Source organism: Neisseria sp. LACPHL-SPEC-2024-00856 (assembly GCF_047915665.1).
GTDB classification, from domain to species: domain Bacteria; phylum Pseudomonadota; class Gammaproteobacteria; order Burkholderiales; family Neisseriaceae; genus Neisseria; species Neisseria polysaccharea.
The window spans coordinates 125,824-148,908 of sequence record NZ_JBLRPR010000004.1; the positions used below are offsets into that span (position 1 = coordinate 125,824).

Genomic DNA, 23,085 nt, shown 5'->3' on the forward strand with positions numbered 1-23,085 from the left:
GTTTCCACAAGGTTCAGACGGCATTATCCCACCATTCAAAACCGCCAATCCGCCGACACAAACACCTCGCTGTTGCGGCGTTTCGCATACGGCACATTACTTTCCGTCCTGCCGAAACGATAATTCAACGCCGGCACGATACCTTTGTACGACAACTTGTCGTGGCTCAAAGCCAGCGAGACATTCCATTCGCGGTTGCGTTGCGCCTCTGTCGAGAAAGCCGCAACGCCCTTATAGTTGCGGCGGGCATAAGACGCGGAAACCCGACTGTTCAAACCGCCCAACTGCCGCCACTCCTGCGCCCAACCGGCATAAACACCGTTGCGCCGGTAGGCGGCATTATTAACCGCGCCGCCCACCGTTTCGCGTTTCGGCACAAACCGCACAAACTGCCAGCCGCCGAACACAGTTGCCGATTCGCCCAAACGTTTTGCCGACGAAACATAAAACCCGTCCTGCCGACCGTTATTGTATTCCGCCCTATCCTGTTCACGGTAGCGTTGGCGGTAATGTTCCAGCGCGACCGAAAATTGCCATCCCGGGTTTGGGCGGTAAGTATGGGACAGCTGCACGCCGACTCCGTGCGCCAGCATATACGGCGGCAAGCGGCGGTTGTTTACCCGTTTTGTTTTCGCATCAAAGCCGTCGCTGCCCGACAACTGCACCTGATAAAACGGCAAAATCCCCGCCGTCTGCCGCGCATTTTTATACTGCCAACCCAAATACGCCCTGCCGAACCCGTCATCATAAGCTGATTTTTTACTGAAATAATAGCTCGTGCCGCCGATATTGGAACGGAACAACAAATAATGATTATCCGCCAACGCCGTCAGTTTTTCCGCCTCGATTTCATAATTCAACCCTGCCGCCCGCTCCGCCCGGCTGACACTGCATATCTGCCGGCCTCCGTTTTGCTGGCAATACTGCGGCGCGGCATTATTGGCATTTCTATTGACCGCCGGGCTGATGCCGCCCGAAAAACGCCAGCCCGTCAGCCCCTCCGTTTTTTTCCGAAAACGCCCCACATTTTCCAAAACCGGTGCCGGCAAATCCAATTTTGCCGCCTCCGCAAAATGCCTTTCTGCCGACTTCAGCCGGAAATCGTCAAACTCCGCCGCCGCCAAATCCAGCAAAATCCGCTCGTCTGCCGCATTTTCCCCGTGCAGTTCCCGATACCGCGCCACCGCCTCCGCCGGCCTTCCCGCCAATTTCGCCAGCAAAGCCCGCGCCCTGCCGTACAAAACCGCGTCATAATCCGGCAGCTTGGCATACAAATCCGCCAACGAAGCGATTAAATCCGCCTGATTGCCGTTGAGCGCGTCGCGCAAACTATGTTCCAACATTTTCGGATGCGCCAACAAAAAATCCCCGTCAACCACACGCGGGGCATCATTTTTAACTTTCCAATCCGATTCCGCCCACTTATCCGACACCGACCGCTGCACCTGCAACAATGCCTTGTCATCCAAAATCGCGGGCGCATCCGCCCCATAGGCGGCAGAAACACCTGCCGCACACCAAACAACCAAAAAGCCGTATCTGAAATACAACATACCCTGTCATTTACCTTTCCGGCAAACACGCCGCCGAAGCACGTCAAACCATCCGAAAAACAGGCAGAAACCCGTGAAAACCGGCTTTGCCGTCTGAAAGCGGGCAGGCAAAAAACCGCCGCCCGATTTTCAAAGGGCGGATTTCACATTTACTAGCTTTTGCATCGCCTCACAAAACAGTTGACATCATATAACATTTAAACTGATAATCAAAACTATTATTAAATTATTAACACATCATCAAGATTGAGTATGCGATGAAATACAAAGCCCTGTCCTTACTGCCGCTTGCCGCCGCCCTTGCCGCCTGTGCCGGGGGGGGGGTAGCCGAACCGCACGTCCCCTTCTCCATTCCCACCGCCACGCCGCTGCCCGCCGGCGAGGTAACGTTATCAAGCGATAGCAACAATATCGAAAACATCAACACCGCCGACACCGGAAGCACATCCGGCATTTCCATTCAAGAGCGGGCGGTTACAAAAAACTATTTCGGTGTTGAATCACAAGAAAAATCATTCATCTTCAAAACACCCGGCGGCGCGCAATACGCCCTTTCATCCTACGCCGACCCCATAACTCCCAGCTACTCCTCCCCCGATTTCAAAATTCCCGACCGCCACGCCGGGCAGCGGCTTGCCGACGGCAGCCGCATCTTTATCTGTTGCAGCGACTCCGGGGCTACCGACCAAGCGGAAATCACCAAGCAGGATTATATGAAATTCGGGGCGTGGATAGGCCCCAACGGCGAAATCGACCTCTTCGCCGGCGGCTTCCCCGTCGGCAAAACGCCGCCGCCTGCATGGGGCACCTACACACCCGAAACCCAAGGCAAGGGCAAAATCACTTATCAGGTTTGGGGCATCCGCGTCAAAAACGGGCAATTTGTTACTTCCTCTTATACGCCGCCGAAAAACAGTGGTTATACGTTCAGTCCTACCAACACCCCCATCCTTTCCTTTATCACCGCCAATTTCAACAGCAACAAACTGGCAGGCGAAATCATCGGCAACAACGATTACGGGCCGAATGTGAAAATTGAAAACGCAACAATCAGCGGTCTGACCTTTTCCGGCACTGCCGCCTCCGACGGCAAAACCGGCAACTTGGAAGGCAAGTTTTTTGGCAAATTCGACGGCGGCTGGGGCAACACAGAAACCAGCATAGGCGGCAAAATCACCTTTGACGGCGACCGCTCCCTCGATACCGTATTCGGCGGCGTGAGTTATGAAAAAAAACTTGATGACACCACTCAAGATACCAACCATCTCAAAAAATAATAATCCATCCGCTTTTAAAAAGGTTTTCTTATGCACATCCCCTTCAAGCCCGTATTGGCTGCCGCCGCCATCGCCCAAGCGTTTCCCGCCTTTGCGGCAGACCCCGCGCCGCAGTCCGCCCGAACGCTGAACGAAATCACCGTTACCGGCACGCACAAAACCCAAAAACTCGGCGAAGAAAAAATCCGCCGCAAAACCTTAGACAAGCTCTTGGTCAACGACGAACACGACCTGGTGCGCTACGACCCCGGCATTTCCGTCGTCGAAGGCGGCAGGGCGGGCTCCAACGGCTTTACCATACGCGGTGTCGATAAAGACCGCGTCGCCATCAATGTGGACGGACTGGCACAAGCAGAAAGCAGGTCGTCTGAAGCCTTCCAAGAATTGTTCGGCGCATACGGCAACTTCAATGCCAACCGCAATACTTCCGAACCCGAAAACTTCTCGGAAGTTACCATCACCAAAGGCGCGGACTCGCTCAAATCCGGCAGCGGCGCATTGGGCGGCGCAGTCAATTATCAGACCAAATCCGCAAGCGACTATGTTTCCGAAGACAAGCCCTACCATTTGGGGATAAAGGGCGGCAGCGTCGGCAAAAACAGCCAAAAGTTCAGCAGCATCACCGCCGCCGGCCGGCTCTTTGGTTTGGATGCCTTATTGGTTTATACCCGCCGCTTCGGCAAAGAAACCAAAAACCGCTCGACCGAGGGCGATGTCAAAATTGAAAACAAGGGGTATGTTTTCAGCCCAACCCAACCATTCAGCAAGTACCAGACCTATGTTGCCACAGGGGTTGCGCGCTCCCGACCCGACCCGCAAGAATGGGTAAACAAAAGCACCCTGTTCAAGCTGGGCTACAATTTCAACGACCGCAACCGCATCGGCTGGATTTTTGAAGACTCGCGCACCGACCGTTTTACCAACGAGCTGTCTAATTTGTGGGTGGGTACAATTTACTCTCCCGCGACGGGCGACTACCGCCACCGCCAAGACGTGAGCTACCGCCGCCGCACCGGCGTCGAATACAAAAACGAATTGGAACACGGCCCGTGGGACAGCCTCAAGCTGCGTTACGACAAACAACGCATCGATATGAACACTTGGACTTGGGACGTCCCGAAAAATTACGATACAAACGGCATCAACGGCGAGGTTTACCATTCGTTCCGGCACATCCGCCAAAACACCGCGCAATGGACTGCCGATTTTGAAAAACAACTCGACTTTTCCAAAGCTGTTTGGGCGGCGCAATACGGCTTGGGCGGCGGCAGGGGGGACAATGCCAACTCGGATTACAGCTATTTCGCAAAACTGTACGACCCCAAAATCCTCACGTCCAACGATGCCAAAATCACGATGCTGATCGAAAACCGGTCGAAATATAAATTTGCCTATTGGAACAATGCGTTTCACTTGGGCGGCAACGACCGCTTCCGCCTGAATGCGGGCATACGCTACGACAAAAACAGCAGCAGCGCGAAAGACAATCCGAAATACACCACCGCCATCCGAGGGCAGATTCCCCATTTGGGTTCGGAACGCGCGCACGCCGGCTTCAGCTACGGCACGGGGTTCGACTGGCGGTTTACCAAGCATCTGCACTTGTTGGCAAAATACAGCACCGGCTTCCGCGCGCCGACTTCGGACGAAACCTGGCTCTTATTCCCGCACCCCGATTTCTACCTGAAAGCCAATCCCAACCTTAAAGCCGAAAAAGCCAAAAACTGGGAATTGGGTCTGGCGGGCAGCGGCAAGGCGGGCAACTTCAAGCTCTCGGGCTTCAAAACCAAATACCGCGACTTTATCGAATTGACGTATATGGGCGTTTCGTCAGATGATCCGAACAAACCCACCTACGCCCCGCTTTCAGACGGCACGGGCACGGCATTGGTCAGCTCGCCCGTCTGGCAAAACCAAAACCGCACCGCCGCCTGGGTGAAAGGCATAGAGTTTAACGGCACTTGGAACCTCGACAGCATCGGGCTGCCCAAAGGTTTGCACACCGGCCTCAACGTCAGCTACATCAAAGGCAAGGCAACGCAAAACAACGGCAAAGAAACGCCCATCAACGCGCTTTCGCCGTGGACGGCAATTTACAGCTTGGGCTATGACGCGCCTTCCAAACGCTGGGGCATCAACGCCTACGCCACGCGCACCGCCGCCAAAAAGCCGTCCGACACCGTGCACAGCAACGACGACTTGAACAACCCCTGGCCTTATGCCAAACACAGCAAAGCCTATACGCTGTTCGACCTTGCCGCCTACCTCAATATCGGCAAACAGGTAACGCTCCGCGCCGCCGCGTACAACATTACCAACAAGCAGTACTACACTTGGGAATCTTTACGCAGCATCCGCGAGTTCGGCACGGTCAACCGCGTTGACAACAAAACCCACGCCGGCATCCAACGCTTTACCTCGCCGGGCAGGAGCTACAACTTCACCATCGAAGCGAAGTTCTAAGCTCCTGATGTGCCAATGCCGTCTGAAACCCGATGATTTGGGTTTCAGACGGCATTTTTTACAGTCGCACCGCCGCCCCCTTTCAGGCTTGTACCAAGCCCAATCCCGCAACTCTCCGTCATTCCCGCAACTCTCCGTCATTCCCACTGAAGTGGGAATCTAGAAACGCAAAGCTGCAAGAATTTATCGGAAATGACTGAAACTCAACGAACCTGGATTCCCGCCTGCGCGGGAATGACGAAGCTATCCGCACGGAAACCTGCACCACGTCATTCCTACGAACCTACATCCCGTCATTCCCACGAAAGTGGGAATCTAGTTCGTTAAGTTCCAGTTATTTAAAACTTTAATCCCGTCATTCTCGCGAAAGTGGGAATCTAGGACGTAAAATCTAAAGAAACCGTTTTCCCGATAAGTTTCCGTGCCGACGAGGCTGGATTCCCGCCTGCGCGGGAATGACGGTTTAGGTATTCACATAAGGCAGATGTATAGAGCAGGCTGTAGGGTGGGCTTCAGCCCACCAACCCAACCATTCCACCAATCTTACCTGTGCCGTTACGCGCCGACTTGTGCCGACAAACCAATGCCGTCTGAAAACGGCGGAAATGATGGGATTGGCGGATTGGTTCAGTTGGGTTGGGTTGGTGGGCTGAAGCCCACCCTACATCCTGCCCTACAGCCCGCCATTCCCGCCCCACAGCCCACTTTTACGCCGTCATTCCCGCACCATCCCCACCGGTTCAAACCGGCACGGAAACTTTCCCACCGTCATTCCCGCAAAAGCGGGAATCTAGTTCGTTGAGTTTCAGTTATTTAGAATAAATTTTGAAACCAAAATCCCGTCATTCCTGCGCAGGCGGGAATCCGGAAACCCAAAACCGCAGTAACTTATCCGAAATAACAGCAACCTCCGCCGTCATTCCCACGAAAGTGGGAATCTAGGACATAAAATCTAAAGAAACCGTTTTCCCGATAAGTTTCCGTGCCGATGGGGCTGGATTCCCGCCTGCGCGGGAATGACGGCGGAGCGGTTTCTGTTTTTTCCGATAAATTCCTAAAACTCAAAATTTCATCATTCCCACAAGGACAGAAAACCAAAAACAGCAACCTAAAATTCGTCATTCCCACGAAAGTGGGAATCTAGTTCGCTGAGTTTCAGTTATTTAGAATAAATTTTGAAACTTTAATCCTGTCATTCTAGCGCAAGCGGGAATCTAGGACGTAACATCTAAAGAAACCGTTTTCCCGATAAGTTTCCATGCCGACGGGGCTGGATTCCCGCCTGCGCGGGAATGACGAAGCTATCCGCACGGAAACCTGCACCACGTCATTCCCGCGAAAGCGGGAATCTAGGACGTAACATCTAAAGAAACCGTTTTCCCGATAAGTTACCGTGCCGACGGGGCTGGATTCCCGTCTGCGCGGGAATGACGATATTTCAATTTTCTGTTTTTGATTTTTTTGTTTTTACAGGAATAACGGTCTTTTCATATTGAAAAAAGTTGCCGTACCGCGCCGATAATTTCCGCCTGCGCGGAATGAAGATTCAAGCGTTGCCCGAAATTCAAAAAACTAAAACCGAACGGATCGGATTACCGTTTTTATGGGATAACGGAATGTTCAGCCGGACACTGCCCCGGTGCTTTCGATCCGTTTATTTTCCGATACAAAACCTCGAAAAAATCACGCCGAGCAGGTCGTCCGCCGTAAACTCGCCCGTGATTTCGCCGCACGCGACCTGCGCCAGCCGCAAGTGTTCGGCAAACAGCTCGATTTGATGGTTGCCGCACAATGCCGCCAGCGACAATTCTTCCTGCGCCGCTTTGAGTGCGTTGACGTGCCGCGTCCGCGCCAAAAACAGCCCTTCGCTTTCGCCCTGCCAACCAGCCTCGCGCAACAGCGTCCGTTTCAGCGCGTCCAAGCCGTCGCCGGTTTTCGCCGACAGCGCGATGACGGTTTCCGCACCCGTACCGAACCCGCCTGCCGCGTGTGCGTGCAAATCGGATTTGCTGTGGATTTCGATGCGTTTCAACTCCGGCGGCAACGCGTCCAAAATCGCCCGTGTCTTTTCATTCAAACCCTCGCGCGGATCGACCAACACCAGCGCGACATCGGCTTCGGATACGGCTTTGCGGCTGCGTTCGATGCCGATACGCTCGACCACGTCGTCCGTCTCGCGCAAACCTGCCGTATCGACAATATGCACCGGAACGCCGTCAATCAGGATACGTTCCCTGACCGCGTCGCGCGTCGTTCCGGCAATATCGGTAACAATCGCCACTTCGTCGCCCGCCAACGCGTTCAGCAGGCTGGACTTGCCCACATTCGGCGCGCCGACCAATACGACATTCAGACCTTCGCGCAAAATCGCGCCCTGCTGCGCGTTGGCAAGCACATCATCCACGGCGCGGCGCAAGCCGTCCAGTTTGCCGCGCACATCCGCCGCTTCGAGAAAATCGATGTCTTCCTCGGGAAAATCCAGCGTCGCTTCGACCAGCATCCGCAAGGTAATCAAATCTTCGACCAGACCGTGTATCCGCCGCGAAAAATCGCCCTTGAGCGAGCGCAACGCCAGACGCGCCGCCGAACGGCTGGATGCGTCAATCAAATCCGCCACGCCTTCCGCCTGTGCCAAGTCCAGTTTGTCGTTTAAAAACGCACGCTTCGTAAACTCGCCCGGCTCGGCAAGGCGCGCGCCCAGTTCCAAACAGCGGTTCAGCAGCATATCCATCACCACCGGCCCGCCGTGTCCCTGAAGCTCGATGACATCTTCGCCCGTAAAACTTGCCGGTGCGGCAAAAAACAGTAGCAGCCCGCTGTCGATTGCCTGTCCGTCCGCGTCCGTAAAATCAGCATAGGTTGCGGTACGCGGTTTGGGCGTTTTTCCGCACAAAGCCTCTGCCATCGGCAACAGGTTTTTCCCCGATATGCGTATCACGCCCACGCCGCCGCGCCCTGGTGCGGTAGCGACTGCCGCAATCGTTGGAACGTTATCCGACATAAAACCCCCGAAAATTCAAAACAGCCGCGATTATAGCAAATGCCGTCTGAAGTCCGACGGTTTGGCTTTCAGACGGCATTTTTTACGGTCGCTTGGAAGATGTCGGAACGGACGTAGTTTGGGCAGGTGTGAAACCCGCCGCTACAGTGCGTTTCTGTCGTATCGAATGCCCTCGCGGCATGGGCGTTCTTATCTGAACTTGCTTTAAGCTCAAAGCGTTTTGGCTTCTTCGCCGAACACTTCCCGCCACAATTTCCTGACATTGCCGTAATGGGACAGCAATTCGTCGCTTACTTCGGTTTTTTCTGCGTCGCGCAGTTTGGTGTTGTGCTGTTGCCGGCGGTAGAAGCGGTAGGCGGTGCGGCTTTGTTCAGCGAGGGTTTTGTCGATGAGGCCGCAGTCGGCGGCGATGTTCAAGAGGGCGATGTTGCCGTAGTTGTCGAGAAGTTGCGGATATTTTCGGGCATGGGCAAGGATGAGGTATTGGACGATAAATTCGACATCGACCACGCCGCCGCGCGCGTATTTGACGTTGCTGTCGGCAGGCGGATGGGTGGGGAACATTTTTTCGCGCATTTCGATGATTTCGCCTGCCAAGGCGGTTTGGTCGCGTTCGGCGGTAAGGATTTCGGTGCGGATGTGGTCGAAGACCGTCTGAATTTCGGGTGTGCCGCAGATGAAGCGGGCGCGGGTAAGGGATTGGTGTTCCCACGTCCATGCGTTTTCGCGCTGGTATTTTTCAAAGGCGGCGATGCTGTGCGCAAGGAAACCAGCGTCGCCGTTGGGGCGCAGGCGCAGGTCAGTTTCGTAGAGGCTGCCTGCGCCGGTGGCGGCGGAAAGCCAGTTGGTCAGGCGGCGGGCAAGGCGGCTGTACACGTCGCCTGCTTCGGGATGGGGGTCGTCGTAAAGATAGACTAAGTCGAGGTCGGAGGCGTAGCCGAGTTCTTTGCCGCCGAGTTTGCCGTAGCCGATGACGGCAAATTGCGGGGTGTCGCGGTGTTTTTTGGGCATGTCCGCCCACGCGCACGGCAGGGCGGCGGCGAGTATGGTGTCGGCGAGGGCGGAGAGTTGGTCGGAGAGGGATTCTATCGTCCACAGTCCTGCGAGGTCTTGGACGGCGAGGCGGAAGACTTGGGCGTGCTGGAAGCGGCGCAGGGTGTCCATTTGCGCTTCGGTGTCGCCGCCGCAGGCTTTGAGGTCGTCTGAAAGGGCGGCGGCGAGGGCTTGCCAGTCGAACGCGGTATCCAAAAGCTGCGCGCTGATGAGTTCGTCCAGCAAAATCGGATATTTGCTCAGATACGCCGCCACCCATGAGCTTTGGCTCATAATCTGCGCCAGTTGCGCCAGGGTTTGCGGATGTTCGTTGAGGAAAGCGAGATAGGCGGAGCGGCGGCTGATGTTTTCGAGGAAGTCAAACAGCCGCATCAGCGTATCGGTCGGGTTGTTCTGCTCGGCCGCCGCCTGTACGAACAACGGCACAATGGCGTCGAAACGCGGCTGGGCGTGTGCGGAAAGGTGGCGGTATTTATGGCCGTTGCGGATTTGGTCGAGCCGCGTGGCGATGGTTTCGGTATCAAACCCATATTCTTTCAGACGGCCTAGCCGTTCTTCTTCATCAGGCTTGTCCTGCCATGCCCATTGCCATTCGCTGTTGTCTTGCGTTTGTTCTTCGGGTTCGCTCAAGATTTCATTGAACAACTGATTGACTTTGTTCCGATGCACATTGAGGCCGTCTGAAAAAGCAGCATAGCTGTCGAAACCCATGCTTTCGGCGAGCAGTTGTTGTTGTTCGGGCGAGGCGGGCAGGGTTTGGGTTTGCTGGTCGTCCCAGTATTGCAGGCGGTGTTCGACGTCGCGCAGGAAGCGGTAGGCGGCGAGCAGGGTTTCGACGTTTTCAGACGGCATGATGCCCAGCTCGGCAAGTTTTTTCAGCGTTTCCTGCGTACCTTTCAATTGCAGCGCGCGCATTTGCCCGCCGCGTATCATCTGGAAAATCTGGGCAATAAATTCGACTTCGCGGATGCCGCCCGCGCCGAGTTTGATGTTGTCCGCCATGCCTTTTTTGCTGACTTCGCTGCGGATTTGGCGGTGCAGGTTCCGCATCGCCTCATACGCGCTGTAATCCAGATATTTGCGGAACACGAAAGGGCGCACCAGCGATTTGATGTCGTTCGGATACGGCGTAACTACGCGGCCTTTGCACCACGCATAGCGTTCCCATTCGCGCCCCTGCGTAATCAGGTATTGCTCCAGCGCGGTTTCGCTCAACACCAGCGCGCCGGAATCGCCGTCCGGCCGCAGCCGCATATCGACGCGGAACACCTGCCCGTCGGCGGTGATGTCGTTCAGCAGCGCAATCAGTTTCTGCCCGACTTTGGTGAAAAACTCCTGATTGCCCCGTTCGCGCCTGCCGTCGGTGTCGCCCGATTCGGGATAGACAAAAATCAAATCGATGTCGGAAGACACGTTCAACTCATAGCCGCCCGCCTTGCCCATCGCCACCACGCTCAAATGCTGCGGCGATTTGGTATAACGCCCGATCGGCGTGCCGTACATGTCCCGATAATAGGCGTAGGCGAAATCCAGCGCAGTATTGACGGCAAAATCGGCAAACAGCGTAATCGTGCGGGTTACTTCGTTCAAATCACTGATGCGGTTTATATCGCGTACGATAATCTGCGACACCACATAACGGCGCAACTCGCGCAACTGCCGCGCCAATTCTTCCTCATTTTCTTCCGCGCGGATTTTGTCCCAATCGGCAAAAGCTTGAAAATCAGCTTCGGTCAACGCCTTGTCCAGCATGGGCAGGAAAATTTCGGGCTTGAGTTTGCCGTTGTCGAGCTGTCGGGCGAGGAAGAGGGAATGGCGGCGGGCGGTATCGAGGCGGTTGTCGGACATTTCGGATTCCGTTTGGAAGGATGACGGGAATGAGATAGTGGATTAACTTTAAATCAGGACAAGGCGAGGGGATGCCGTACCGGTTTAAAGTCAAGCCACTATATCATAGCAACCTTCGATGCCGTCTGAAACCTTGCCCCGATATTCAGACGGACTCCTACCGATAAAAAACAGCGGCAAATGCCGCCGTTTCCTGCTCAAACCTCACCACGCTCTTTTAAAACAGCATAAGCCGCACCTTTCTCCCGTGTGGATTTTTTAAAAAAACCATCACTCTTTACGATTTCATGCAGCTCCTCGCTTGATTTCTCCGCATATTCCATTTTCAATGCCTTATGCTCATTGCCGGCTTCAATCAATCCCTCGCCTACTGCTTTTGCTGCTTTTGCCGCGCTATCCCAAAAGCCCATAATCATGTTCTCCAATCGTTTCAAATAAATAAGGTCGTTGTTTCTGTCAAGAAACAACGACAGTTTATAAACTGTCGGAAAACAAAATGCCGTCTGAAGACAGATTCTGACTTTCAGACGGCATTTCAAAACAGATAGATTAAGCGTTCAGCAGGCTTTCATCCAAAGCCAAATCGTCGTTTCGGTTAACCGCCACTTTGCGCGCCAACACGTTTTGCGCGATTTGTTGCGCTTCGGAGAGCGAGTGCATCAGATAAGTGCCGCATTGGTATTCGTTCAACTCGGGGATTTTGCTTTGGTCTTTGACATTCAAAACATCCTGCATCGAGGCGAGCCATGCGTCGGCGACCTGCTGCTCGGAAGGCGTACCGATAAGGCTCATGTAGAAACCGGTGCGGCAGCCCATCGGGGAAATGTCGATGATTTCCACGCCGTTGCCGTTTAAGTGGTCGCGCATAAAGCCTGCAAACAAATGCTCCAGCGTGTGTATGCCTTTTTCGGGCAGGATTTCTTTGTTGGGAACGCAAAAGCGCAAGTCGAATACAGTAATGGTGTCGCCTTTGGGCGTGGTCATGGTTTTCGCCACACGCACGGCAGGGGCGTGCATACGGGTGTGGTCGACTTTGAAACTGTCTAGTAGGGGCATTGGGTTATCCTTTTGTGCGGGTTATGTAGGTTTCCGGGATAGGATTTTGTCCAGCAATTCATCGTCCAAGACGCGGTCTGTGACTTTCAGCCATTCTCCGTGTGCCTCAGGGAAGCCGTTGCGGCAATATCCTGCCTGCGCGACAAAATCATAGACGGCATGGATGTAGCCGTTGATGCACAATGCGGCTATGGTGCAGGCATCATCCCATAAGATCAAGACATGATTGGGGATATGTTTGTCGGATACATCCTCGACATTATAGATATGCAAGGCATCCAAAATCCCATCTTGCGAAGCGGCATAGAAGTAGCCCGTGTCGCCGTCGTCTTCAAAGACGACACCATAAGGGACATGTTCGAAAAATGATTCTAAAACTTCGGGCGTGCCGACAGTAAAATTTTCGATTTCGGCAGTCCGATACAGGGGTAATTGTGCCATTGGGTAACGCTCTCTTTGTGGGAATACTCAAATTACAATTCGGCAATTTCCACCGCTTCGCCCGAAGCCGCGCTCAGGGCTTCGTTTAAAACGTCATAAAAATCGCGTCCGTCTCGCGTTGCCAGCCATTTGCCGTTTTGCTCGGCGAAATGGTAGCCGCCGCTTTTGGCGGCAATCCACAATTCCTGATTGGGCGTGTGGCGGTTGACGATGATTTGCGTGCCGTCTCCGGCTTCGATAGTCAGGACGTTTCCGGCAAACCGGCAGTCGAAATCCCAGCCGTTTTCGTCGATTTGGTCTTCGATATGTTCAAATAATGCTTCGCTCGCGCGGATAAACTCGCTTTCGGTCATCATAGCTTTTTGCGTGTTTTTTGTTTAAGATGCCGAATCTTGCCACATTCGCGCTTATGAAGGAAGTTTACCGATGAAATACGGCGTATTTTTTGCGGCGGCAACCGCCCTCCTGCTCTCGGCCTGCGGTTACAAAGGCGACCTCTACCTGCCCAAAGAAGGCGACAAGGCGCGCTTCGGCGTAATCCAAACCGGTTTGCAGCTTCAAAGCAAACCGCAATCCGCTCCACAAACCCAAAAATGAAAACGAAAACATGACCCTATTTTGCGAACAAGTCCCCTACCCCCGCCTTGCCGAAGCATTCGGCACGCCGCTTTATGTGTACAGCCAATCCGCGCTGACCGAAGCATTTGAACACTATCAAACCGCCTTTGCCGCTTTGAACCCGCTCGTCTGTTACGCCGTCAAGGCAAACGGCAATCTGAGCATCATCAAACACTTCGCCTCGCTGGGCAGCGGTTTTGACATTGTTTCCGGCGGCGAATTGGCACGCGTTTTGGCGGCAGGCGGCGATGCGGCAAAAACCATATTTTCAGGCGTGGGCAAAAGCGAGGCAGAAATCGAGTTCGCCCTGAATGCCGGCGTGAAATGCTTCAATATGGAAAGCATCCCCGAAATCGACCGCATTCAAAAAGTTGCCGCGCGTTTGGGCAAAACCGCGTCCGTCTCCCTGCGCGTCAATCCCGATGTCGATGCGAAAACCCATCCTTACATCTCCACAGGTCTGAAAGCCAACAAATTCGGCATCGCCTACGCCGACGCGCTCGAAGCCTACCGCCATGCCGCACAACAGCCCAATTTGAAAATCGTCGGCATCGACTGCCACATCGGTTCGCAACTGACCGACTTAAGCCCGCTGGTCGAAGCCTGCGAACGCATTTTGATTTTAGTTGACGCTCTTGCCGCCGAAGGCATTGTTTTGGAACATTTAGACTTAGGCGGCGGCGTCGGCATTGTTTACCAAGACGAAAGCGTCCCCGATTTGGGCGCGTATGCCCAAGCGGTTCAAAAACTGATCGGCACACGCCGTCTGAAACTCATCCTCGAACCCGGCCGCAGCTTGGTCGGCAACGCAGGTTCGCTGCTGACACGCGTTGAGTTTGTCAAACACGGTGAAGAGAAAAACTTTGTGATGGTCGATGCGGCGATGAACGATTTGATGCGCCCCGCCCTATATGATGCCTACCACCACATCGAAGCGGTTGAAACCAAAAACATCTCGCCGCTGACCGCCAACATCGTCGGCCCGATTTGTGAAACCGGCGACTTCCTCGGCAAAGACCGCACCATCGCCTGCGAAGAAGGCGATTTGCTGCTTATCCGCAGCGCGGGCGCATACGGGGCCAGCATGGCGAGCAATTACAACGCGCGCAACCGTGCGGCGGAGGTATTGGTTGACGGCGGCGGATACCGACTCATCCGCCGGCGCGAAACCTTGGAACAGCAAATGGCAAACGAACTCGCCTGCCTGTAAGCCGACCATCAAAATGCCGTCTGAAGCGGTTCAGACGGCATTATCCGTTTAAAGTGACATCTTAGGGCCGCATCGGCGGAATATTCAAACACAGCCTGTTTTCAAATGACGACGCAACAAATCCCCGTCTCGCCCAGCTGACGAAGGGAATGGTTGAAAAAATTACGCGCCCCTTTTATGGGGTGCAATATCTAAGGAATTGAAATGAAGCACGCCCCGATTATCCTCCTGCTTGCCGGTTTGTCCGCCACCCTCCTTTCGGCGGGCTGTTCTGGTCTGCCCGCCGCACAAACCCCGCTTTACAAACTGCCGCCCGCCGCGCCTATCCAACCCGCCAACCCATACAGCCGGCCGCCTTCAGGCACGTCGGACGGCGCGTACAGCACCCGCGCCTCAAACGGGCGCGTCTTGAAAAGCATCGTCAAAAACGGCGTGTTCGACCGCTTTGTCGATATTTACCACCCAAACGGCAAACTGCATTCGCACACGCCGGTTGAAAACGGCGTGGCGCAAGGTTGGTCGCAAGGCTATACCGAACAGGGCATATTGCGGACGCGCATCCTGTACCGGGACGGGCATATCGTCCGAGCGCAAACTTTGGATGCGTCGGGCAAGGTGGAACGCGAATGGCAGCCGTAAAGGCAAATGCCGTCTGAAGCGGTTCAGACGGCATTTTTAACGCTCTAAAGGCTTACTCTTCCGGCAGCCTTAACAGGGAAAGCAGCAGACCTCCCCAGATTATCACGATTGAGACAATCATCATCACAATGGCGGAAGTACTCATTTTTCTTCTCCCTGTTCATGTTCGTGTTCGTCTTTGACATTAAAATCCTGACCGTGTTTCCAAGGCAGCAGCGACAGCAGCAGCCCGAACACGATTAACGCCGCCGACATCCCCCAACCGAAAATATTGAGGAAACCATCCGGATAATCGCCGTAGTTTTTCTCCAACAATCCGGCGGTGTCCTGATACAGCATATAGCCGAGCATCACGACAGTAAACACGACGCAGGCCGTCCACAAGCCACCGACGCGGATGGAGGACAAGGCGTTCAGGTGCCTGCGTAATTCCGGCAGCCTGCGAAATACGATAATCGCCAAAACATACAAGAAACCGGATGCCACAATGCCGTAGGTGTTGACGAATTTGTCCATCACGTCCAAAACCGGCAGCCCCGTCGCCGTACCGAACAGCAGCGTGGAAACAATGCCCATCGGAATGCAGACCAGCAGCGTGGCGTTGACGCGCCCGATGTTCAGCTTGTCCTGAATCGCCGCCACAATCACTTCAAGGATGGAAATCATCGACGTAACGCCAGCGAACACCAGCGAACCGAAAAACAATATGCCGATCAGCCAGCCCATCGGCGCCTGGTTGATAATGGTCGGAAAGGCGATAAACGCCAAACCGATGCCGCCGGAGGCAACCTCGTTGACCGCCTTACCGCCCGCCTGCGCCATAAAGCCCAATGCGGCAAACACGCCGATGCCAGCGAGCAGTTCAAAGCTGCTGTTGGCAAAACCGACCACCAGCCCCGTTCCGCCCAAGTCTGTTTTTTTCTTCAAGTAAGAAGAATAGGTAACCATAATGCCGAAGCAGATGGAAAGAGAGAAGAAAATCTGCCCGTATGCCGCCACCCAGACCTTGGAATCGGCGAGTTTCGACCAGTCGGGCGTAAATAATGCGTCCAAGCCCTTTGCCGCGCCCGGCAGCGTCAGCGAAATGCCGACCATAATCAAAAACATCACCAAAAGCAGCGGCATAAAGAACGACGAGGCGCGCGCCACGCCCTTTTGCACGCCCAAGGCCATAATGGCGGCGGTAAAAACCCACACGCCCGCCAAAGGGCCGGCGACTTTGCCGACAAAATCCAAACCCAAGGCTTCCGGACCCGCCATTTGCAGGAAGTCCTTAAAGAAAAAACCCTGCGGATCCGCACCCCAGGCAGCGTTGACCGAATAATAGGTATAGCTTGCCGCCCAACCGATAATTACCGCGTAATAGATGCAGATGACGATATTGGTCATCACGTTCCACCAGCCGACCGGCTCAAACCATCGTCCGAGGCGGCGGAAAGCCAAGGGCGCAGAACCACGGTAACGGTGTCCGATGGCATAATCGAGCAGCAGCAGCGGGATGCCCGCCGTCAGAAGTGCGACCAGATAGGGCAGGATGAACGCGCCGCCGCCGTTTTCAAAAGCAATATAGGGGAAACGCCAAATATTGCCCAAGCCGACGGCGGACCCGATGGCGGCAATCATAAACGCGCGGCGCGTGCCGAATGTGGCACGTTCTTTCGTTTTGGAATCAGACACGTTGATACCTCTTGAATTATTTATTAAAAACAAGCCGTTATAGGCAAACATATATAGAAACAGCGTCTGACAGGGATAATGTCTTCTGAAAAAACAAACCGGCTTGTGGCCGATTGTTTACAATCTATGTGCTTATCGTAAAAAAATTTAACGCCGATGGCAAGCGATGAAGGCTTGAAAACGAAAAATTTTTTATCCAAATACAAAAACCACTCCATAAGAAACAACCGCCAACTTCCCCGTCATTCCCGCAAAAACAAAAACCTAAAGTCCCGTCATTCCCGCGAAAGCGGGAATCCGGTCCGTTCGTTTTCGGTTATTCCCGATAAATTACCGCCGTTTCTCGTCATTTCTTTAACCCTTCGTCATTCCCGCGCAGGCGGGAGTCCAGTCTGTTCGGTTTCGGTTTTTTCCGATAGATTCCTGCCGCGTTAGGGAATCTAGGTTCGTTCGGTTTCAGTCATTTCCGATAAATTCCTGTTGCTTTTCATTTCTAGATTCCCGCTTTCGCGGGAATGACAGCGGAAAGGTTGCTGTTTTTCCGATAAATTCCTGCCGCTCTTCGTTTTTGGGATGGCGGGAAATAAAACAAAAGCGCGCGTATCAAAAAACAAAAATGCAAAGAACGGCGTTGGCAATTTTAAGGTTTGCGCCTTAGCTGCACTTATTCGCAAAAAAAAAACCGCACGGCGTTGACCGTGCGGCTTGTTGTCTGAAAGCTTCAGACGGCATTTCTTACATCATGCCGCCCATACCACCCATGCCGCCCATATCAGGCATAGCCGGTTTTTCTTCAGGGATTTCGGCAATCATGCAATCAGTGGTCAACATCAGACCGGCGATAGACGCGGCGTGTTGCAGCGCGGAACGGGTTACTTTGGCAGGGTCAAGTACGCCCATTTCGATCATGTCGCCGTATTCGCCGGAACCTGCGTTGTAACCGTAGTTGCCTTTGCCTTCCAACACTTTGTTCACCACTACGCTAGGTTCGCCGCCTGCGTTGGCAACGATTTGGCGCAGCGGAGACTCAACGGCACGCAATACGATTTGTACACCTGCGTCTTGGTCGGCATTGCCGGTGTGCAGGTTTTCCAGAGCGGCACGGGCACGCAACAAGGCTACGCCGCCGCCGGCAACCACGCCTTCTTCAACGGCTGCGCGGGTAGCGTGCAGCGCGTCTTCCACGCGGTCTTTTTTCTCTTTCATTTCAACTTCGGTCGCCGCGCCGACTTTGATGACTGCTACGCCGCCTGCCAGTTTGGCGACGCGCTCTTGCAGTTTTTCTTTGTCGTAATCGCTGGTTGCGGTTTCGATTTGTTGGCGGATTTCGGCAACACGCGCTTCGATTTGGGCTGCGTCGCCGAAGCCGTCGATGATGGTGGTGTTTTCTTTACCGATTTCGATGCGTTTGGCTTGACCCAAGTCGTCCAAAGTCGCTTTTTCCAGAGACAGGCCGACTTCTTCGGCAATCACGGTGCCGCCGGTCAGGATAGCGATGTCTTGCAACATGGCTTTGCGGCGGTCGCCGAAGCCAGGTGCTTTCACGGCAACGGTTTTCAGAATGCCGCGAATGTTGTTCACCACCAAAGTCGCCAAGGCTTCGCCTTCTACGTCTTCAGCGATAATCAACAGCGGACGGCTGGCTTTCGCCACTTGTTCCAAAACAGGCAGCAGGTCGCGGATGTTGCTGATTTTTTTGTCGAACAACAATACAAACGGATTGTCCAAAGCAGCGATTTGTTTTTCCGCGTCGTTGATGAAGTAAGGGGACAGGTAGCCTCGGTCGAACTGCATACCTTCAACCACGTCCAGCTCGTTTTCCAAAGATTTGCCGTCTTCAACGGTAATCACGCCTTCTTTGCCGACTTTTTCCATCGCTTCGGCAATAATCGCGCCGACTTGTTCGTCGGAGTTGGCGGAAATCGAGCCGACTTGGGCGATTTCTTTAGAAGTGTCGCAAGGTTTGGCGATATTTTTCAGCTCTTCAACCAAAGCGGCAACGGCTTTGTCGATACCGCGTTTCAGGTCGGTCGGGTTCATACCGGCGGTAACGTATTTCATACCTTCGGCAACGATGGATTGCGCCAATACGGTGGCGGTAGTCGTACCGTCGCCCGCCACGTCGTTGGTTTTGGACGCGACTTCTTTCACCATTTGCGCGCCCATATTTTCAAACTTGTCTTTCAGTTCGATTTCTTTGGCGACGGTTACGCCGTCTTTGGTAATGTGCGGGCCGCCGAAAGCGCGGTCAACCACCACGTTGCGGCCTTTAGGACCCAAAGTTACGCGCACGGCGTTTGCCAAAATGTTCACGCCGTTTACCATTTTTTGGCGGACTTCATTGCCGAATTGTACGTCTTTTGCTGCCATTTCAATTCTCCAAAAATCATTAAAACTGTCTGATAAAACCGTTTATGCCATCTGAAGGCGGTTTGCCGTTTCAGACGGCATCGTGTCCGTATTTATTTTTCAACGATGCCGAAAATATCTTCTTCGCGCATTACCAACAGCTCTTCGCCGTCGGCTTTGACGGTTTGACCGCTGTATTTGCCGAAGATGATTTTGTCGCCGACTTTGACATCCAGCGGACGGCGCGCGCCGTCTTTACCGATTTTGCCCGCACCCACGGCGATGATTTCGCCCATATCGGGTTTTTCGGCAGCCGCACCCGGCAAAACGATGCCCGATGCGGTTTTTTCTTCAGCTTCCAAGCGTTTGACGACAACGCGGTCGTGTAAAGGACGGATGGTCATATTTATGCTCCGATAAAATGGTTTGAAAACAATCATCTGCCCGAACGGTTCGGACAGATTGAAGTGGAAACCGGGCTGCCGTCAGGCGGCTGCCCGTATAAGTCGGCAAAATTAGGGTGTGTGCGGGCAAATTCAAGTGAGGCGGAAAAAAATTTATTTCCGCCGTTTTTTATAGTGGACTAACAAAAACCAGTACAGCATTGCCTCGCCTTAGCTCAAAGAGAACGATTCTCTAAGGTGCTCAAGCACCAAGTGAATCGGTTCCGTACTATTTGTACTGTCTGCGGCTTCGTCGCCTTGTCCTGATTTAAATTTAATCCACTATAGATTATCATTTATCCTTTCTAAAGCCGTTCCGGTTTGTCCGACCGACGGCTTTGCCCCAATATCCCCATTTTGGAGACACCTATGTTGCGTTTGACCGCATTGACCCTCTGCACCGTCCTCGCCTTGGGCGCGTGTTCGCCGCAAAATTCCGACTCTGCCCCACAAGCCAAAGAACAGGCGGTTTCCGCCGCACAAACCGAAAGCGCGTCCGTTACCGTCAAAACCGCGCGCGGCGATGTTCAAATACCGCAAAACCCCGAACGTATCGCCGTTTACGATTTGGGTATGCTCGACACCTTGAGCAAACTGGGCGTGAAAACCGGTTTGTCCGTCGATAAAAACCGCCTGCCGTATTTAGAGGAATATTTCAAAACGACAAAACCTGCCGGAACTTTGTTTGAGCCGGATTACGAAACGCTCAACGCTTACAAACCGCAGCTCATCATCATCGGCAGCCGCGCAGCCAAAGCGTTTGACAAATTAAACGAAATCGCGCCGACCATCGAAATGACCGCCGATACCGCCAATCTGAAAGAAAGTGCCAAAGAACGTATCGACGCGCTGGCGCAAATCTTCGGCAAACAGGCGGAAGCCGACAAGCTGAAAGCGGAAATCGATGCTTCATTTGAAGCCGCGAAAACTGCCGCACAAGGCAAAGGCAAAGGTTTGGTGGTTTTGGTCAACGGCGGCAAGATGTCCGCCTTCGGCCCGTCTTCACGCTTGGGCGGCTGGCTGCACAAAGACATCGGTTTGCCCGCTGTCGATGAATCAATTAAAGAAGGCAGCCACGGTCAGCCTATCAGCTTTGAATACCTGAAAGAGAAAAATCCCGACTGGCTGTTTGTCCTCGACCGCAGCGCGGCCATCGGCGAAGAGGGTCAGGCGGCGAAAGACGTGTTGAATAATCCGCTGGTTGCCGAAACAACCGCCTGGAAAAAAGGACAGGTCGTGTACCTCGTTCCTGAAACTTATTTGGCAGCCGGCGGCGCGCAAGAGCTGCTGAATGCAAGCAAACAGGTTGCGGATGCTTTTAACGCCGCGAAATAATGAAACGGCGGCATTCGATGCCGTCTGAAACACGGATGCAAACCGCCTCCTGTGTTTCAGACGGCATTGCCCGATACGGAGGCTTCAAACAAGGCTTTCCGCTCCGACAGTTCGGACTGCCTTGTTTGAATCTTCTACGCCTTAACGCTTTTCCCTTCTGTTTATGACTGCCAAACCTTTTTCCCTCAACCTGACCAACCTCCTGCTGCTGGCGGTGTTGTTTGCCGTCAGCCTGTCGGTCGGTGTTGCCGATTTCCGCTGGTCTGATGTGTTTTCGCTGTCGGACAGCCAGCAGGTTATGTTCATCAGCCGCCTGCCGCGCACGTTTGCGATTGTGCTGACGGGCGCGTCGATGGCGGTGGCGGGGATGATTATGCAGATTCTGATGCGTAACCGTTTTGTCGAACCTTCTATGGCGGGCGCGGGTCAAAGCGCGGCTTTGGGTTTGCTTCTGATGTCCCTGCTGCTGCCTGCCGCGCCTCTGCCGGTCAAAATGTCGGTTGCCGCCGTTGCCGCGCTAATCGGAATGCTGGTGTTTATGCTGCTGATCCGCCGCCTGCCGCCGACGGCGCAACTGATGGTGCCGCTGGTGGGGATTATTTTTGGCGGCGTGGTTGAGGCGGTGGCGACGTTTGTCGCGTATGAGTTTGAGATGCTGCAAATGTTGGGCGTATGGCAGCAGGGCGATTTTTCGAGCGTGCTGCTGGGGCGGTACGAGCTGCTTTGGATTACGGGCGGTTTGGCGGTGTTTGCCTATCTGATTGCCGACCGGCTGACGATTTTGGGGCTGGGCGAGACGGTCAGCGTGAATTTGGGTTTGAACCGGACGGCGGTGTTGTGGTCGGGTTTGATTATTGTGGCTTTGATTACGTCGCTGGTCATTGTAACGGTCGGCAATATTCCGTTTGTCGGGCTGGTCGTGCCGAACATCATCAGCCGGCTGATAGGAGACAGGCTGCGCCAAAGCCTGCCTGCGGTGGCTTTGCTGGGCGCGTCTTTGGTTTTATTGTGCGACATTATCGGACGCGTGATTGTGTTTCCGTTTGAAATTCCGGTATCGACCGTCTTCGGCGTATTGGGTACGGCGTTGTTTTTATGGCTTTTGTTAAGGAAACCCGCCTATGCCGTCTGAAAACAAAATTGAATTTATGCAGGGTTCGCCACGCCCGTTATGGGCAGCATTCGCACTTTTACTGATCTGCTGCGGACTGTTTTTAACGCTCAACGTCAAAGGCGATTGGGACTTTGTACTGCACCTGCGTCTGACCAAACTTGCCGCGCTGCTGATGGTCGCCTATGCGGTCGGCGTTTCCACCCAGCTTTTCCAAACGCTGACCAATAATCCGATTCTCACACCCTCAATTTTAGGTTTTGATTCACTGTATGTGTTTTTGCAGACCTTGCTGGTGTTTACGTTCGGCGGCGTGGGCTATGCTTCCCTGCCGTTGACGGGCAAATTCGGCTTTGAACTGGTCGTTATGATGGGCGGCTCGCTGCTGCTGTTCTACACGCTCATCCGTCAGGGCGGACGCGATTTGCCGCGCATGATTTTAATCGGCGTGATTTTTGGGATTTTGTTCCGCAGCCTGTCGTCGCTGCTTTCGCGCATGATAGACCCCGAAGAATTTACCGCCGCGCAGGCGAATATGTTTGCCGGATTCAATACCGTCCACAGCGAGCTTTTGGGCATAGGCGCGCTGATCCTGCTCGTCAGCGCGGCGGTCGTTTGGCGCGAACGCTACCGCTTGGACGTACACCTTTTGGGGCGCGACCAAGCCGTCAATTTGGGCATCAGCTACACGCGCAACACCTTATGGATACTGCTTTGGATTGCCGCGCTGGTGGCGACGGCGACCGCCGTGGTCGGTCCGGTAAGCTTTTTCGGGCTTCTCGCCGCCTCGCTTGCCAACCACTTTTCCCCGTCCGTGCGCCATTCCGTCCGCCTGCCGATGACGGTTTGTGTCGGCGGCATCCTCTTGGTCGGCGGACAGACCGTATTCGAACACTTCTTGGGCATGAAGGCGGTATTAAGCGTGGTGGTCGAATTTGCGGGCGGACTCGTTTTCCTCTATCTCGTTTTAAGACACAAAAAATGACGGATGCCGTCTGAACGGCAGCCCGA

At 54.1% G+C, this 23,085-nt stretch carries 21 protein-coding genes and 1 pseudogene; 10 read left to right on the plus strand and 12 right to left on the minus strand.

All coding sequences use genetic code 11. The features are described from left to right. Positions 1-35: 35 nt before the first annotated feature. Positions 36-1,553, minus strand: coding sequence for a surface lipoprotein assembly modifier (locus ACNAU7_RS05445; RefSeq protein WP_118821754.1), 1,518 nt, complete (start codon positions 1,551-1,553; stop codon positions 36-38). Positions 1,554-1,810: 257 nt separating this feature from the next. Between ACNAU7_RS05445 and ACNAU7_RS05450 the strand changes: the two genes are divergently transcribed. Genes ACNAU7_RS05450 through ACNAU7_RS05460 form a run of 3 tightly spaced genes read left to right on the plus strand, consistent with a single transcriptional unit; the run spans position 1,811 to position 5,456 of the window. Beyond that, positions 1,811-2,830, plus strand: a complete 1,020-nt coding sequence (locus tag ACNAU7_RS05450) for a transferrin-binding protein-like solute binding protein (protein ID WP_416301318.1) — start codon at positions 1,811-1,813, stop codon at positions 2,828-2,830. 30 nt (positions 2,831-2,860) lie between these two features. Continuing rightward, on the plus strand, positions 2,861-5,293 hold the full coding sequence (hupB, locus tag ACNAU7_RS05455; RefSeq protein WP_304674663.1) for a haemoglobin-haptoglobin-utilization protein HupB: 2,433 nt from the start codon (positions 2,861-2,863) through the stop codon (positions 5,291-5,293). A gap of 7 nt (positions 5,294-5,300) precedes the next feature. Then, positions 5,301-5,456 carry a hypothetical protein gene (locus tag ACNAU7_RS05460; protein ID WP_003711021.1) on the plus strand — a complete coding sequence of 52 codons (156 nt, stop codon included), beginning with the start codon at positions 5,301-5,303 and terminating at the stop codon, positions 5,454-5,456. Positions 5,457-6,947: 1,491 nt separating this feature from the next. On the opposite strand, the gene mnmE is transcribed toward ACNAU7_RS05460, so the two are convergent. From mnmE to cyaY, 6 genes are all read right to left on the minus strand, one after another. Then, positions 6,948-8,294, minus strand: coding sequence for a tRNA uridine-5-carboxymethylaminomethyl(34) synthesis GTPase MnmE (gene mnmE / locus ACNAU7_RS05465; RefSeq protein ID WP_416301321.1), 1,347 nt, complete (start codon positions 8,292-8,294; stop codon positions 6,948-6,950). 210 nt (positions 8,295-8,504) lie between these two features. Then, entirely contained in the window at positions 8,505-11,195 is a 2,691-nt protein-coding gene (gene glnE, locus ACNAU7_RS05470; RefSeq protein WP_416301323.1) for a bifunctional [glutamate--ammonia ligase]-adenylyl-L-tyrosine phosphorylase/[glutamate--ammonia-ligase] adenylyltransferase, read from the minus strand. A 197-nt stretch (positions 11,196-11,392) separates the two neighbouring features. After that, positions 11,393-11,611: a hypothetical protein gene (locus ACNAU7_RS05475; protein ID WP_416301394.1), complete on the minus strand. Its 219-nt coding sequence runs from the start codon at positions 11,609-11,611 to the stop codon at positions 11,393-11,395. A gap of 133 nt (positions 11,612-11,744) precedes the next feature. Next, positions 11,745-12,251, minus strand: a complete 507-nt coding sequence (luxS, locus tag ACNAU7_RS05480; RefSeq protein WP_314169579.1) for an S-ribosylhomocysteine lyase — start codon at positions 12,249-12,251, stop codon at positions 11,745-11,747. 21 nt (positions 12,252-12,272) lie between these two features. Then, a complete protein-coding gene (locus tag ACNAU7_RS05485; RefSeq protein WP_416301325.1) occupies positions 12,273-12,692 on the minus strand; it encodes a DUF2251 domain-containing protein in 420 nt (139 codons plus the stop codon). A 32-nt stretch (positions 12,693-12,724) separates the two neighbouring features. Continuing rightward, on the minus strand, positions 12,725-13,048 hold the full coding sequence (cyaY, locus tag ACNAU7_RS05490; protein WP_002239194.1) for an iron donor protein CyaY: 324 nt from the start codon (positions 13,046-13,048) through the stop codon (positions 12,725-12,727). Positions 13,049-13,118: 70 nt separating this feature from the next. On the opposite strand from cyaY, the gene lptM reads away from it, so the two are divergent. The 3 genes from lptM to ACNAU7_RS05505 all read left to right on the plus strand — a co-directional run bounded on the left by lptM (position 13,119) and on the right by ACNAU7_RS05505 (position 15,159). Beyond that, entirely contained in the window at positions 13,119-13,289 is a 171-nt protein-coding gene (gene lptM, locus ACNAU7_RS05495) for an LPS translocon maturation chaperone LptM (protein WP_002225850.1), read from the plus strand. Between the two features lie 10 nt (positions 13,290-13,299). Beyond that, the gene (gene lysA / locus ACNAU7_RS05500) at positions 13,300-14,520 is read left to right on the plus strand and encodes a diaminopimelate decarboxylase (RefSeq protein WP_416301329.1); all 1,221 of its coding nucleotides are present in this window, start codon (positions 13,300-13,302) and stop codon (positions 14,518-14,520) included. Positions 14,521-14,724: 204 nt separating this feature from the next. Next, positions 14,725-15,159: a hypothetical protein gene (locus tag ACNAU7_RS05505; RefSeq protein WP_416301331.1), complete on the plus strand. Its 435-nt coding sequence runs from the start codon at positions 14,725-14,727 to the stop codon at positions 15,157-15,159. A gap of 52 nt (positions 15,160-15,211) precedes the next feature. Here the strand turns inward: ACNAU7_RS05505 and ACNAU7_RS05510 are convergent, their stop codons facing one another. The 5 genes and pseudogenes from ACNAU7_RS05510 to ACNAU7_RS05530 all read right to left on the minus strand — a co-directional run. Beyond that, on the minus strand, positions 15,212-15,304 hold the full coding sequence (locus ACNAU7_RS05510) for a methionine/alanine import family NSS transporter small subunit (RefSeq protein ID WP_304685361.1): 93 nt from the start codon (positions 15,302-15,304) through the stop codon (positions 15,212-15,214). Further along, entirely contained in the window at positions 15,301-16,836 is a 1,536-nt protein-coding gene (locus tag ACNAU7_RS05515) for a sodium-dependent transporter (protein WP_416301333.1), read from the minus strand. The genes ACNAU7_RS05510 and ACNAU7_RS05515 overlap by 4 nt, the downstream gene beginning before the upstream one ends. Before the next feature lie 735 nt (positions 16,837-17,571). After that, positions 17,572-19,206, minus strand: a complete 1,635-nt coding sequence (gene groL / locus ACNAU7_RS05520; RefSeq protein WP_002245717.1) for a chaperonin GroEL — start codon at positions 19,204-19,206, stop codon at positions 17,572-17,574. 92 nt (positions 19,207-19,298) lie between these two features. Next, a complete protein-coding gene (locus ACNAU7_RS05525) occupies positions 19,299-19,589 on the minus strand; it encodes a co-chaperone GroES (protein WP_308075055.1) in 291 nt (96 codons plus the stop codon). A 263-nt stretch (positions 19,590-19,852) separates the two neighbouring features. Further along, positions 19,853-19,915 (minus strand): annotated as a pseudogene (locus tag ACNAU7_RS05530) (transposase); the annotation flags it as partial. An 82-nt stretch (positions 19,916-19,997) separates the two neighbouring features. On the opposite strand from ACNAU7_RS05530, the gene ACNAU7_RS05535 reads away from it, so the two are divergent. The 4 genes from ACNAU7_RS05535 to ACNAU7_RS05550 are packed head-to-tail and all read left to right on the plus strand — an operon-like array spanning position 19,998 to position 23,059. Beyond that, positions 19,998-20,963 carry a siderophore ABC transporter substrate-binding protein gene (locus ACNAU7_RS05535; RefSeq protein ID WP_416301336.1) on the plus strand — a complete coding sequence of 322 codons (966 nt, stop codon included), beginning with the start codon at positions 19,998-20,000 and terminating at the stop codon, positions 20,961-20,963. A 17-nt stretch (positions 20,964-20,980) separates the two neighbouring features. Continuing rightward, complete coding sequence (locus tag ACNAU7_RS05540) at positions 20,981-21,130, plus strand: hypothetical protein (RefSeq protein WP_162818930.1); 150 nt, start codon at positions 20,981-20,983, stop codon at positions 21,128-21,130. After that, entirely contained in the window at positions 21,127-22,095 is a 969-nt protein-coding gene (locus ACNAU7_RS05545) for an ABC transporter permease (RefSeq protein WP_416301339.1), read from the plus strand. The genes ACNAU7_RS05540 and ACNAU7_RS05545 overlap by 4 nt, the downstream gene beginning before the upstream one ends. Further along, positions 22,085-23,059: an iron chelate uptake ABC transporter family permease subunit gene (locus ACNAU7_RS05550; RefSeq protein ID WP_416301341.1), complete on the plus strand. Its 975-nt coding sequence runs from the start codon at positions 22,085-22,087 to the stop codon at positions 23,057-23,059. Before ACNAU7_RS05545 ends, ACNAU7_RS05550 begins: the two co-directional genes overlap by 11 nt. The last annotated feature ends 26 nt before the right edge of the window (positions 23,060-23,085 follow it).